Consider the following 12,356-nt stretch of genomic DNA (forward strand, 5'->3'; position numbering starts at 1 on the left):
GAGCCTCCGGCAAACCCGGTGCGGTTCACGGACAACGGAATCCAGTTCGCAGAGCAGCCGTGGAACCGGAACACCCTCTACTCCCGGCTGATGCGCTTCGACATGATCTGTGAGGCAAACGGGATTGAGCACCGGCTGACCAAGCCCAACCATCCCTGGACCAACGGCCAGGTCGAACGGATGAACCGCACGATCAAGGACGCCACCGTCAAACGCTTCCACTACGAAACCCACGACCAACTGCGAACACACCTCGCAGACTTCATGGCGGCCTACAACTTCGCACGAAGGCTAAAGATCCCCGGCGGTCTCACGCCTTACTAATACATCTGCGAGATTTCGACATCAGAGCCCGACAGATTCATCCTGAACCCGGTCCATCAGATACCGGGACTGAGCAACTAGGTGCTGCCGCTAATGATGTGCAATTCCGCGCCATCTGGTGGCTTGGGGCTGTGATCCTACAGTGGATATTGGCCGGGCTGGGTTTCCACGGTGATCCAGCGCAGCTCGGTGAATTCGGCAATACCCGCCTTGCCTCCAAAGCGGCCATAACCGGAACTGGCGGTCCCGCCGAAGGGCATCTGTGCCTCGTCATGCACGGTCGGGCCGTTGATGTGGCAAATGCCTGACCTGATCTGGCGTGCCACCGTCAGCCCGCGCGCCACGTCGCGGGTAAATATTGCTGCTGACAGCCCGTATTCCCCGTGGTTGGCAAGGCGGATCATGTCCTCTTCGTCACGGGCGCGGAAAATGGCGACCACTGGACCAAAGCTCTCTTCGTTGGCGATGCGCATATCGGTCGTGACGTGATCGACCACCTGCGCCGGCATCAGCACACCCTCGGCCGTTCCGGCAGAATGCAGGGTTGCGCCTTTCTGGCGGGCGTCCTCGATCAGAGCCGTGACTTTGGTGACGGTCTGGACATCGACCAGTGCGCCCAGAGGGGCCTTGCCCTCGCGAGGATCTCCGGCCTTCAGTGCAGCAGCACGGGCGATAAACCGTGCAACGAAATCCTCGGCAACCCCGGGGGCAAGGATGATACGTTCGGTCGACATGCAGATCTGGCCCTGATTGAAAAAGGCACCAAAGATCGCGGCATTCACCGCCTCTTCCAGATCGGCGTCGTGCAGCACCATAAACGGGGCCTTGCCGCCCAATTCAAGCAGGCAGGGTTTAAGCTGCCGTGCGGCGCGTTCGGCAATGATGCGGCCGACCTTGGTCGATCCGGTAAAGTTGATCCGTCGCACCGCAGGATGATCGATCAGCGTCCCGACGATATCGGCTGCGTCCTCGGGGGCGTTAGTGACAAGGCTGACAAGGCCGCGGGGCACCCCGCCTTCCTCAAGGGCCTCGACGATCAGCGAATGGGTGCGCGGGCAGGTCTCGGACGCTTTGAAGACCACGGCATTTCCGCAGGCCAGAGGGGTCGCCAGAGCCCGGACACCCAGGATCACCGGCGCATTCCAGGGTGCGATGCCAAGCACCACCCCGACCGGCTCACGGCTGGCCATGGCAAGGCAGCCCGGCTTGTCTGACGGGATGACCTCGCCCGCGACCTGCGTGGTCAGCGCTGCCGCTTCGCGCAGGATCGAGGCAGCCAGCATGGTGTTGAAACGTGCCCAGGGTTCGGTCGCACCGATCTCGTCAGCCATGGCGGCGACGAAAGCATCGGCGCGGGCGGCAAGCGCATCGGCCGCACCAAGCAACGCTGCGCGCCGGGCGTTGGGGCCAAGTGCGGCCCAGGTGGGAAAGGCTGCGGCGGCCGCGTCAGCCGCCGCGATTGCATCGGCCGGGCTTGCGGCGGCGGCTTCGCTGGCAATCGCGCCGGTGACCGGGTTGCGGCGGTGAAAGCTGCGCCCGTCGCTGGCAGGGCGTGCCTTTCCACCGATCTTCATGCTGACGAAACCCATGCTCTCCTCCTGTCGCGCGGGGTCGAATCGGGGCTGTGGGGCCCACGACCGGGCCATAGCATCATTCCCGTGAGGGCAGGGCAATGTGGTCGGTCTAATGCCCGCCGCCACCGCCGCCGCCGCCGGACGCGGGGCGTTCGACAAATATCAAAAGCAGCGCGAGAGAGGCGAAAAGAGCGGTCAGCAGCACAAAGATATCGGCCAGCGACATAAGCATTGATTGCAGACGCGCCATCTGGGTCAGTGTCGCCAGCGCCGCGGTATCGGCTGCCTCGCCAAGGCTGGAATAAACCTGTTCCAGCATCCGCATCGTCTCTTGCGCGGCATGGTTGGTGCCGCTGACGCTTTCGGCGATGCGGGCATAATGCAGATCCTCGCGGTTGCGCAGCACGGTGTTGATAAGCGCCAGCCCGACCGCGCCGCCAAGGTTGCGCGTCAGGTTGAACAGGCCCGAGGCGTTCTTGACTTTTTCAGGTGGCAGCATCCCCAGTGCGATGTTCGATACCGGCACCATGCAGAGCATCAGCGAGACACCGCGCAGGATCTGAGGCAGGAAGATTTCCCAATAGTCCCAATCCTCGGTCAGCCCGGTCATCATCCAGCAGCTAAAGGCAAAGATCCCGAACCCGATACCCATCATCAGCCGGGGGTCGACGCTTTGCGACAGCCGTCCGGCGATAGGGGCGGTCAGAAACATCGACACGCCCGACACCATCATCGCTTCGCCGATCTGTAGCGAATTATAGCCGCGTACCCCCGACAGATAGAGCGGAAAGATATAGATCAGCCCATAAAGCCCGATCCCAAGGCCAAAGGAAAACAGCGAGCCCATGGCAAAGTTGCGGTCGGCAAAGGCGTCGAGCCGCACGATAGGTTCTTGGGCCGTGAATGCGCGCCAGAAGAAAAGAAAACCGCCAACCGCCATCACTGCGGTCATGGCGACGATGAGTTCGTCGGCGAACCAGTCGTCTGCCGCGCCTTCTTCCAGCACATATTCCATTGCGCCAAGAAACAGCGCAAGGCCCAGAAAACCCCACCAGTCAAAGCGGCGCAGCAGGCTCATGTCCGGCTTGTCAAAGTCGATCATCAGAAAAGCCGCGCTGGTGACGATGATGCCGGGAATGACGTTGATGAAAAACAACCAGTGCCAGCTAAGGTATTCCGTCAGATAACCGCCAAGCGTCGGCCCGATCGTTGGGGCTAGCGTCGCCACCAGCCCGATCATGGGCGAGACGATATGCATCTTTGATCGCGGAAAGATCGTGAAGGCGCAGGCAAAGACCGTGGGGATCATTGCCCCGCCGATGAAACCCTGAAGCGCGCGCCAGATGATCATCTCGGTCATCGAGTTTGACAGGCCGCACATCAGGCTCATCAATGTAAAGCCGCCCGCCGAGATGGTGAACAGCCAGCGCGTCGACAGCATCCGCGACAGATAGCCTGACAGCGGAATCATGATGACCTCGGCGATCAGATACGAGGTCTGGATCCACGGGATCTCATCGCTTGATGCCGCAAGCCCGGCCTGAATTTCAGAGAGTGAGGCCGAGACGATCTGGATGTCCAGAATCGCCATGAACATGCCCAGCACCATCAGCAGAAAGGTGATGAGGCGGCGTGGGTCGATCCGGTCCTCATCCACCGCGGCAGTCATTACGACGGGCGCGGCGGTCACTTCGGCGGTGCCGTTGGCAGCCATGGTCTAGCCCCTGTTGTGGCTGTCGGGCAGGGCGGCGTCCTTGGCCGCAGCTTCGGGCGCGGCAGAGGTGGCGGCGATATCCGGAGCGGCTTCTTCGGGCGTGGTCGTGGGCGGCATCAGCTGCTGACTGGCACCGGTGCGGGTGTCGATCTCGGCAATGACCGACAAGCCGGGGCGCAGGGGCAGGCGAGCGCGGTCCTGTGCGTCGATCTGGATCCGTACCGGAACGCGCTGCACGATCTTGGTGAAATTGCCCGTGGCATTCGACGAGGGCAATATGCTGAACACCTGTCCCGTACCGGCGGCAAGGCTGTCCACCGTGCCATGCAGAACCTCTTTGGGCCAGGCGTCGACGCGGATCGAAACCTTGGCGCCGGGATGGATATCGGCGATCTGGGTTTCCTTGAAATTGGCATCCACATAGACCTCCTGCACCGGCACCAGCGTCCCGATCGGGCTGCCCGGGCCGACGTATGAGCCGACCTCGACCCGCCGTTCGGTCAGGATGCCATCAAAAGGGGCGCGGATCTGTGTAAAGTCCAGATCGCGCTGCGCCTTGCTCAGATCCGTGCGGGCCGATTGCACCTCAAGCCGGGCGGTGTCCAGCCGGGCCTTGAACAACACCAGCTCGGCCTCGGCCTGGGCCAGCGCGCCGCGTGCGCTTTCAACCTGCGCGGCCGAGGATTTCGCATTCGCCTCGGCTGCATCCAATGCGGCCTGCGTGCCGGCGGAGGTGGTCTTTAGCTCGCGCGCCCGGCGATAGGCCCGTTGTGCGCCGTCGCTGGTTGCCTCGGCGGCGGTCACTGCGGCGTGGGCCTGGCGGATTGCGGCCTCTCCGGCGGTGATCTGCGCCTCAAGCTGACGCACGTTGCTTTCGGCGACGGCCAGGCCGTTGCGGCTGCTTTCCAGCGCCAGTTCATAATCCTCGGGGTCGATGCGGGCGATGACCTCACCCTTGCGGACGGGCGCGTTGGCCGCGACAAGGATCTCGGCGATATAGCCACTTTCGCGCGCCTGCAGCGTCACCAGATCGGCTTGCAGATAGGCGTCGTCGGTTTTTTCGTGAAAGCGGCCAGAGGTGAACCATTGCCAGCCCTCGTAACCGACCACCGCCAGCAGGATAAGCGCCAGCGCGCCAAGGATGCGTTTGGCCTTGCCGGGTTTTTTCGCCGCCGGCTGTGCCCCGGGCGAGGGGCCGGTTGCCGCAGACGAATCTTCGTGCGTCGAAGCCATGGTATATCGCGCCTTTCCGATAGTGACCGCTGCCAGCAGATCGAAGAGCCAGCCCCGGTGGAGGAGGGGGGATTCGAGTCGCGGTCAGGCTGCTTATAGTATTGACCGAACCGTTCGGTCAATATACATATTAAGGGACCCTGCGGGATAGGGAATGACTTTTCCTGACGGGGTGGCATATCCTGCCGCACGACATCCGCAGCGTGCAGGAAAAGGAGGCAGGTTTGAACCAACCCGGCGGCAAGACGGCATCTGACAAGGGTGATCAGGGTGATCCCTGCGACCTGACGATGCAGCCCGAGGACAATCCCAAACGCCGCCAGATCCTTGATGGCGCGCGGCGGATGTTCCTGACGCATGGGTTCGAGGCCGCCTCGGTACAGGATATCGCCAAGGCGGCGGGGGTGTCGAAGGGTACGCTCTATGTGTATTTCGACAGCAAAGAGGCGATGTTTCAGGCGCTGGTCTCGACCGAATGCGGTCGCCTGCAACAGACCATCCGCCAGATCGGATCGGGTACGGAGGATGTCGGGCATGAGCTGTGCCAGATCGCCCGACGCATGATCGGCACGCTGCTACAGTGTGAGGTGCTGGCCGCGATGCGCATGATGATCGGCGCGGGTGAGAAATTCCCCGAACTGGCTCGGCTGATCTATCAGGCCGGGCCCACCCGCTCGATCAAGGCTTTGGCAGAGTATTTTGAGCGCCGCGTGGCCCAGGGCGATCTGGTAATGAGCGACTGCCTTGAGGCGGGGGCCGAATTCGTCGACCTGTTGCTGGGCGGTTTGCAGCGCCGCGCGCTTTTGATGATGCCTCCGCTGAGCGATGATGAGATCGAGGCCTTTATCCGCCGCCGCGTCGCACGTTTTCTGGCCGTCTATGCCCCCGGTCCGGTGGCGGGCTGACGGCGCCTTTTCTGCGTCAATTGGCCCAAGCGCGGCAGGGCCGCGGTGATGGCTATACTGGCGGTGAGTGACAACACCGGGCATGGCCGTCCAGCCCCTCTGGCCCCTCCGGCACTTTCGGGGGGCGTCCTGCCAGGCGGCTCTCAGCAAGATCGGAGGACTGACATGGCCGAGGAACGGGATTGCGTGATTGCGGGCGGCGGACCGGCGGGGATGATGGCGGGGCTGCTGTTGGCGCGGGCGGGTGCCCGCGTCACGGTCCTGGAGCGGCATCCCGATTTCCTGCATGATTTTCGCGGCGACACCATCCATCCAGCCACCCTGCAACTGATGGCCGAACTGGGCTGGCTGGACGAATTCCTGCGCCTGCCGCATCAAAAGGCGCCCGACCTGCATGCCGAGATCGCGGGCCAGCAGGTCACCATCGCCGATTTCAGTCGCCTGCCGCTCGACTGTCGCTATATCGTCTTTATGCCGCAATGGGATTTCCTGAATTTTCTGGCGGAAAAGGCGCAGGAGCTGCCGGGTTTTTCGCTGCGTATGGGCCATGGCGTCAGCGGCCTTTTACGCGAAAACGGGCGTATCCACGGCGTGATCTGGCAGGACACAAGCGGCGCGAAAGGCGAGATCCGTGCGCCGCTGGTCATTGGTGCGGACGGTCGGCATTCGGTGGTGCGTACCAAGGCAGGGCTGGAGGTTCAGGACTTTGGCTCAGCGGTTGATGTGCTGTGGCTGCGGCTGACGCGCCTGCCCGACGATCCGGTCCCTGCGATGAGCCATGCCGGCCCGCAGCAAGGGCTGGTGCTGATCGACCGCGGCGATTTCTGGCAATGCGGCTATGTCATCCGCAAGGGCAGTTTCGATGACCTCAAGGCGCGCGGCCTGCCCGCATTTCGCGCCGCGCTGGCTGCGCTGGCGCCCCTGCCGGCCGGGCGGTTTGACGAAATACAGGGCTGGGATCAGGTGCACCTGCTTTCGATCCGCATGGACCGGCTGAAACGCTGGTGGGCGCCGGGGGTGTTGTGCATCGGCGATGCGGCACATGCCATGTCGCCGGTCGGGGGGTTCGGCGTCAACCTTGCCATTCAGGACGCGGTGGCGGCGGCAAATATCCTTGCCCGCCCTTTGCGCGAGGGGCGGTTGCAGGATGCCGATCTGGCCCGGGTCGAGGCCCGCCGCCGTTTCCCGACCAAGGCCACGCAGGGATTGCAGCGCATGATGCGTCGCAAGCGTAACGAAAAGGGCGAGGCCGCGCCGCGCCCGCCGGGCTTTATCCGTGCAATCGCCCGCTTTCCGCTGCTTGCCCATACCATGGGCCGGCTGATCGGCATGGGGTTCCGGCCCGAACATGTAAAAGAGGTGCCAGGCCATGGCGTGGACTGACGCCGGGTGGCGCGAGGTCGGCCATGCCCGGGCCTGAGCGCCATTCTGCCGTGATGCGGGCGCTGTTTCTTGCGCTTGGCCTTGGCTTTACCGGTCTGGGCTTTGTCGGGATATTTCTGCCGCTGCTGCCGACGGTGCCCTTTCTGATCCTTGCCGCCGCCTGCTTTGCCCGCTCGTCCGAGCGGCTGGAGAACTGGCTGCTTTCACATCCGCAATTCGGCCCGCTGCTTTCGGACTGGCGTGAGCGCGGGGCGATCCCGATGCGGGCCAAATGGGCGGCGCTTATCGGGACGCTGACAGGCTTTGGGCTGTTTTTATTCTTCAGCCACCCGGGCTGGCCGCTGGTACTGGCGGTGGCCGGGCTGATGGGGCTGGGGCTCGGCTATGTCTTTACCCGCCCTTCGGCTTAAGGAATTCGGCAAGGCAACAGAGGTCCGCGCCTTGCCGCGATATCTTAGCGCGCAAAGCCGCTGATCTGGGGCAGCCAGGTTGAAAGCGCAGGCACAAAGGTCAGGATCAGCAATGATGCCAGCGCCGCAAGAAAGAACGGCGGCAATTCGCGGATCAGCGCCGAGGGTTTTTGCCGTGTCGCCGAGGCGACGACAAAAATCAGCCCTCCGACCGGGGGCGTCATCAGCCCGAAGGTCAGGTTGACGATGACGATGATGGCGAAATGGTCTGCTGCGATGCCAAGGTTATGCGCGATGGGCGCAAGAATCGGCACAAGGATCATCACCCCGGGCAGCGGGTCCATGAACATGCCAAACACCAGCAGCAGCAGGTTCACCATCAGCAGAAACGCTATGGGTGACAGGTCCATGGCGATGACCGCGTCAGCCATGGCCTGCGGCACGCCCTCGATGATCAGCACCCAGGCAAAGGCACGTGCGGCAGCCAGGATCATCAGCACCGCGACCGACATGATAGCCGAGCGCAGGAAAGCCCCCCAAAGATCGCTTAGCGTAAAGCCGCGATAGATAAAGGCGCTGGTCAGGATCGCGTAGAAAACTGCGACGACCGAGGCTTCGGTCGGGGTAAAGACCCCGCCGCGAATGCCGCCGACGATCAGCACGATCAACAAAAGCGCGGGCAGCGCAGCACCGGTGTTGCGCAGCATATCGCCCAGCGGCGGGCGCGGCTCTCCGCTGCGATAGTTGCGTTTGCGGCTGATCCACCAGTTCACGGCGGCCAAAAGGCCGGCGATCAGGATACCGGGCAGGATGCCTGCCATGAACAGCGAGCCGACCGAGGTATTGCGATCCTGCAGCGCATAGATGATCATGGTGATCGAGGGCGGAATGATCGGGTCGATGACCGCGACCGAGATGGTCAGCGCCCCGGCATAGGCTTTGGAATAGCCGCTGCGCTCCATCATCCGTGCCATCATTGCGCCGGGGCCGGCAGCCGAGGCCAGCGCCGAGCCCGAGATCCCGGCAAACAGCGTCCCGGTCAGGATATTGGCATAGCCAAGCCCGCCGCGCAGATGCCCGACGAATTGCGAGGCAAAACGCAGCAACATGCGCGAGATCGCGCCCGTGGACATGATCTCGGCCGCGAGGATGAAAAAGGGCACAGCCAGCAGCGGAAAGCTGTCAAGACCGGTGAACATCTCTTTCACCACCACGACCAGCGGATAGCGGCCTGAAAGGCCGACCGCGGCAAAGGCGGCCATGGCCAGCGCAAAGGCGATGGGCACCCCCATGATCATCAGGATCAGAAATGCGACAATCAGAATCTCAACCAACTGGGGCCTCGTCAGATTGCTGCAGGCCCGCCCGCAGATATTGTGGTGCGACCAGCGCCAGATGCAGGATCATCAGCAGGAAACCGACGGGCATTGCGGCATAGATCCACTTCATCGGCACCTGCAGTGCCGCCGACCGCTGGATCGAGGTCCGGTTCATGTAGTCGATGCCGACCCAGACCATGAAGGCGAAAAAGCCGAACAGGATCAACAGGATCACGCCGCGCAGGACAAGCTGACCCCTGGCGGGCAGGGCGTCCTGTGCATTGGTGATGGCGGCGTGGGCGCCGTGGCGCAGCGCCAGCCCGCAGCCCAGAAAGGTCAGCCAGATCATCGAGTAACGCGCGACCTCATCGGCCCAGGTCAGCGAATTGCCGGTCAGGTAGCGACCGGCGACGTTCCAGCCAAGGATCCCCGCCATGGCGGCAAGTCCAAGAACCAGAACGGCACCGTTCAGCGCGACAAAGGCGTGTTCGATCCGGCGCATCGGTTATTCGACCGCCTGGATGCGGTCCATCAGCTCTTTGCCGAACTGGGTCTCATATTGCTTGTAAGGCCCGGCCAGCGCGTCGCGGAAGGCGGCTTTTTCTTCGGGCGACAGCTCGTTAATCTGCATGCCGGCCTGTTTCATCGCCTCGACGCCCGAGGCATCGACATCGTCCACATAGGCGCGCATCGCCGTCACCGCATCGCGAGCGGCCTTGTCAAAGGCGGCTTTCTGCGTGTCGTCGAGCCCGTTCCACAGCGAAGGCGAAACAAGGATGATCGTCGAGGAATAGACATGGCCGTCGAGGGTCAGGAACTTCTGCACCTCGTCAAGCTTGGCCGATACGATCACCGACAGCGGGTTTTCCTGCCCGTCGATGGCGCCTTGTTCAAGCGCGCCGATCACCTCGGGCCATGCCATCGGGGTAGGGGCGGCGCCAAGGGCGCGGAACGCCTCGATATGCACCGGGTTTTCCATGGTGCGGATCTTGAGCCCGCTCAGGTCGGCGGGTTTCTCGACCGGGCCGCGGTTGCTGGTGATATGGCGAAAGCCCTGCTCACCCCAGGCCAGCGCGTGCAGACCGGCGGCGTCGAATTTCGCCAGCATCTCCTGCCCGACCTCGCCGTCCAGAACCTTGCGGGCGTGATCTTTGTCCCGCAACAGGAAGGGGATGCCCAAAACGCCGACTTCGGGGACGAAATTGGTCAGCGTACCGTCCGAGGCGATGGTCATTTCGACAGTGCCAAGCTGCAGCCCTTCGAGAACCTCACGCTCACCGCCCAGACCCGATGAGGGGAAATGGCGGAAGGTGAACTGGTCGCCAAGGCTTTCCTTGAGCGAGGCTTCGAATGCCTTGGCACCCGCGCCGTAGTGGCTGTCCTCGGCCAGAGCGTAACCGATCTTGATTTCCTGCGCGAATGACGGCGCGGCGACGGCAGCGCAAAGCAGCGCGGCGGCAAAGACGTGTTTCATGCTGGTTCCTTCCCGTTTCCGGGGGCGATTTAGCGCTACATGACGGGAATGTGCAATCCCGGCACCCGTCGTGGGGCCGGGTGAGAGAGCGGTCCCGCCCCTCAGGCAGGGCGGGATTGCGGCACGGTATCAGGGGTGCCTTCGAATGCGTTAGCGATTTCTGTCTCGCAGCAGCCATTGGCCAGCATTGCCGCCAGCAGGATACGCGCCTGCCCCGGGCGCAGCACACGGGCGTGGATGGCTCCGGCGCGGCGCATGTCGTGGCCGCCGCCCCCGCCGCCATAGATTGGCGAAAGCAGTCCTTCGGGCACGCGGCTTGAGACGACGACAACCGCGCCTTCGTTGCGGGCTCGCGCGATTGCCGCGACCAGTTCGGGCGTGGCATTGCCGGACCCCAGTGCCGCGATGACGATGCCGCGGGCGCCGGCTGCAAGGCTGGCCTCAAGCAGCAGCCCGTCGCTGCCGGGATGGGCGGCGATGATATCGACCCTCAGATCGCTGACAGGGGCGGGCAAGGGGTGCGAGATGGTTGCCCCTTCATCCGCCACCCGCCGAAAGGCGTCGGGTGCATCGGTCGAGAATTTGTAAAGCCCCCAGACCGGCATGACCTGACCGCCAAAGGCCAGGGCGACCCCCGGATCTGCCTGGGGTTGCAGTGCCGCCCGGACAGCATCAGTGAAATTCCGCGCGCCGTCCGAGCGTGGATGGTCAGATGCAAACTGCGCCCCGGTAAAGATCACCGGCTTTTGCGGGCCATGCTGCAACTGAACGAGGAGCGCGGTTTCCTCCATTGCGTCGGTGCCGTGCAGTGCGATGACCCCCGTGACCTGCGGATCGGCCAGTGCTGCCCCCACCGCATCGCTGATCCGCTGCATGTCGGCCAGCGTCAGACTGGCCGAGTCCTTGGCCAGCACCTCTTGCGCGCGCAGATCCACCGCCATCGGCGGCAGCAATGACAGCAGCTCGGCGGCCCCAAGGTTTGGCCGTGCGGCTCCGTCGGAATCCAGGCTGCTTGCAATGGTTCCGCCGGTGGTCAGGACCACCAGCAGCGGGTTCTGGCCCGTTCCGGTCACGACATAAGCCCTATGGCCTTGCACATTTTCCCCCTGCAGATTTGGCCCTGTTTCAGATCGGCCTCCGGGTCTTGGGCTCCGGTTATCTCAATCTGTCAGACAGCTTGGGGATTAGCACAGCCTGCGGCAGGGTCAAGACGCCATCGCGAAAGCCCGGCATAATCTTGCGTCACGGGTCAGTCAATGAAAGGAAAATTGCGCCCGGGTTCCGCAATGTGGAAGATCACGAATTCGCCGGACGCTGGTTGATGATCCAGGTCATCGCCTGTTCGACCTCGTGCAGGTGGTCGCGCATGGCGGTCTGCGCCTCGGATTCCGAGCCTGTGGCAATCGCTTCGGCGATGCGGCGATGTTCGTGATTTGAGGTAATGCGCCGGTCAGCCATCAGGTTCACCAGCTCGGACTGGCGCATCAACGCATCGCGAGAGTCGGTGACGATGCGGGCAAACAGCCGGTTGCGCGCTGCCTCGGCGATCAGGCAGTGGAAATCGGAATCTAGGCGCACCCATTTCAGCGCATCCTCTTGCCGCTCCATGCTGTCGCACAGTTGCAGCAGGCGTTTCATGTCCTCTTCGCTGCGGCGCAGGGCGGCCCAGCCGGCGGCGGGGATCTCGATAAAAGGCCGCGCCTCGATCAGCTCACGGGCGGAATAGCTGCCATAGGCAAGCTCGGGCACCTGCCTGTCCGAGATCACGAAGCTGCCGCTGCCGCTGCGGCTGCGGGTCAGCCCCAGCGTCTGCAATGAACGCATGGCCTCGCGGATGATCGGGCGGCTGACGCCGTAATGTTCGGCAAGCTTGGCTTCAGAAGGCAACCGGATGCCGACCGGTAAACGACCGGTCAAAATTGCGCCTCGCAGATCCTCGAACACCGTTTCGGCGGCGTTTTTCCGACTGACCGGGCTCTTCTTGGACAACCAATCAGCCACCTTGTTCATGGCGCCAATG

Annotated in this window: 11 protein-coding genes and 1 pseudogene; 4 read left to right on the forward strand and 8 right to left on the reverse strand. The window is 63.3% G+C overall.

The features are described from left to right. Positions 1-405 (forward strand): annotated as a pseudogene (locus tag PARACOCCUSGL_RS20645) (integrase core domain-containing protein); the annotation flags it as partial. 56 nt (positions 406-461) lie between these two features. Here PARACOCCUSGL_RS20645 and PARACOCCUSGL_RS0113390 read toward each other — a convergent pair. From PARACOCCUSGL_RS0113390 to PARACOCCUSGL_RS0113400, 3 genes are all read right to left on the reverse strand, one after another. Then, positions 462-1,913: an aldehyde dehydrogenase gene (locus PARACOCCUSGL_RS0113390; RefSeq protein ID WP_010397469.1), complete on the reverse strand. Its 1,452-nt coding sequence runs from the start codon at positions 1,911-1,913 to the stop codon at positions 462-464. 94 nt (positions 1,914-2,007) lie between these two features. Next, positions 2,008-3,612 (reverse strand): DHA2 family efflux MFS transporter permease subunit, encoded by a 1,605-nt coding sequence (locus PARACOCCUSGL_RS0113395; protein WP_010397472.1) that lies wholly within the window; start codon positions 3,610-3,612, stop codon positions 2,008-2,010. A 3-nt stretch (positions 3,613-3,615) separates the two neighbouring features. Next, complete coding sequence (locus PARACOCCUSGL_RS0113400; RefSeq protein WP_010397474.1) at positions 3,616-4,845, reverse strand: HlyD family secretion protein; 1,230 nt, start codon at positions 4,843-4,845, stop codon at positions 3,616-3,618. Between the two features lie 224 nt (positions 4,846-5,069). Here PARACOCCUSGL_RS0113400 and PARACOCCUSGL_RS0113405 point away from each other — a divergent pair, with 224 nt between their 5' ends. The 3 genes from PARACOCCUSGL_RS0113405 (at position 5,070) to PARACOCCUSGL_RS0113415 (ending at position 7,543) form a co-directional block, all read left to right on the forward strand. Beyond that, complete coding sequence (locus tag PARACOCCUSGL_RS0113405) at positions 5,070-5,750, forward strand: TetR/AcrR family transcriptional regulator (protein WP_010397475.1); 681 nt, start codon at positions 5,070-5,072, stop codon at positions 5,748-5,750. Between the two features lie 165 nt (positions 5,751-5,915). Next, complete coding sequence (locus PARACOCCUSGL_RS0113410) at positions 5,916-7,133, forward strand: FAD-dependent oxidoreductase (protein WP_010397477.1); 1,218 nt, start codon at positions 5,916-5,918, stop codon at positions 7,131-7,133. A gap of 23 nt (positions 7,134-7,156) precedes the next feature. Next, on the forward strand, positions 7,157-7,543 hold the full coding sequence (locus PARACOCCUSGL_RS0113415) for a YbaN family protein (protein WP_010397480.1): 387 nt from the start codon (positions 7,157-7,159) through the stop codon (positions 7,541-7,543). 44 nt (positions 7,544-7,587) lie between these two features. Here PARACOCCUSGL_RS0113415 and PARACOCCUSGL_RS0113420 read toward each other — a convergent pair whose 3' ends face one another. The 5 genes from PARACOCCUSGL_RS0113420 to PARACOCCUSGL_RS0113440 form a co-directional block, all read right to left on the reverse strand. Beyond that, positions 7,588-8,877, reverse strand: a complete 1,290-nt coding sequence (locus PARACOCCUSGL_RS0113420) for a TRAP transporter large permease (protein ID WP_010397482.1) — start codon at positions 8,875-8,877, stop codon at positions 7,588-7,590. After that, complete coding sequence (locus tag PARACOCCUSGL_RS0113425) at positions 8,870-9,364, reverse strand: TRAP transporter small permease (protein WP_010397484.1); 495 nt, start codon at positions 9,362-9,364, stop codon at positions 8,870-8,872. The genes PARACOCCUSGL_RS0113420 and PARACOCCUSGL_RS0113425 overlap by 8 nt, the downstream gene beginning before the upstream one ends. A gap of 3 nt (positions 9,365-9,367) precedes the next feature. Next, complete coding sequence (locus PARACOCCUSGL_RS0113430; RefSeq protein WP_010397487.1) at positions 9,368-10,336, reverse strand: TRAP transporter substrate-binding protein; 969 nt, start codon at positions 10,334-10,336, stop codon at positions 9,368-9,370. Between the two features lie 101 nt (positions 10,337-10,437). Then, the gene (locus PARACOCCUSGL_RS0113435; protein ID WP_029372248.1) at positions 10,438-11,409 is read right to left on the reverse strand and encodes an asparaginase; all 972 of its coding nucleotides are present in this window, start codon (positions 11,407-11,409) and stop codon (positions 10,438-10,440) included. Between the two features lie 223 nt (positions 11,410-11,632). Then, positions 11,633-12,325 (reverse strand): FadR/GntR family transcriptional regulator, encoded by a 693-nt coding sequence (locus PARACOCCUSGL_RS0113440; RefSeq protein WP_237701516.1) that lies wholly within the window; start codon positions 12,323-12,325, stop codon positions 11,633-11,635. Positions 12,326-12,356: the final 31 nt, after the last annotated feature.

The sequence above is a fragment of the Paracoccus sp. TRP genome (assembly GCF_000185925.1).
Taxonomy (GTDB): domain Bacteria; phylum Pseudomonadota; class Alphaproteobacteria; order Rhodobacterales; family Rhodobacteraceae; genus Paracoccus; species Paracoccus kondratievae.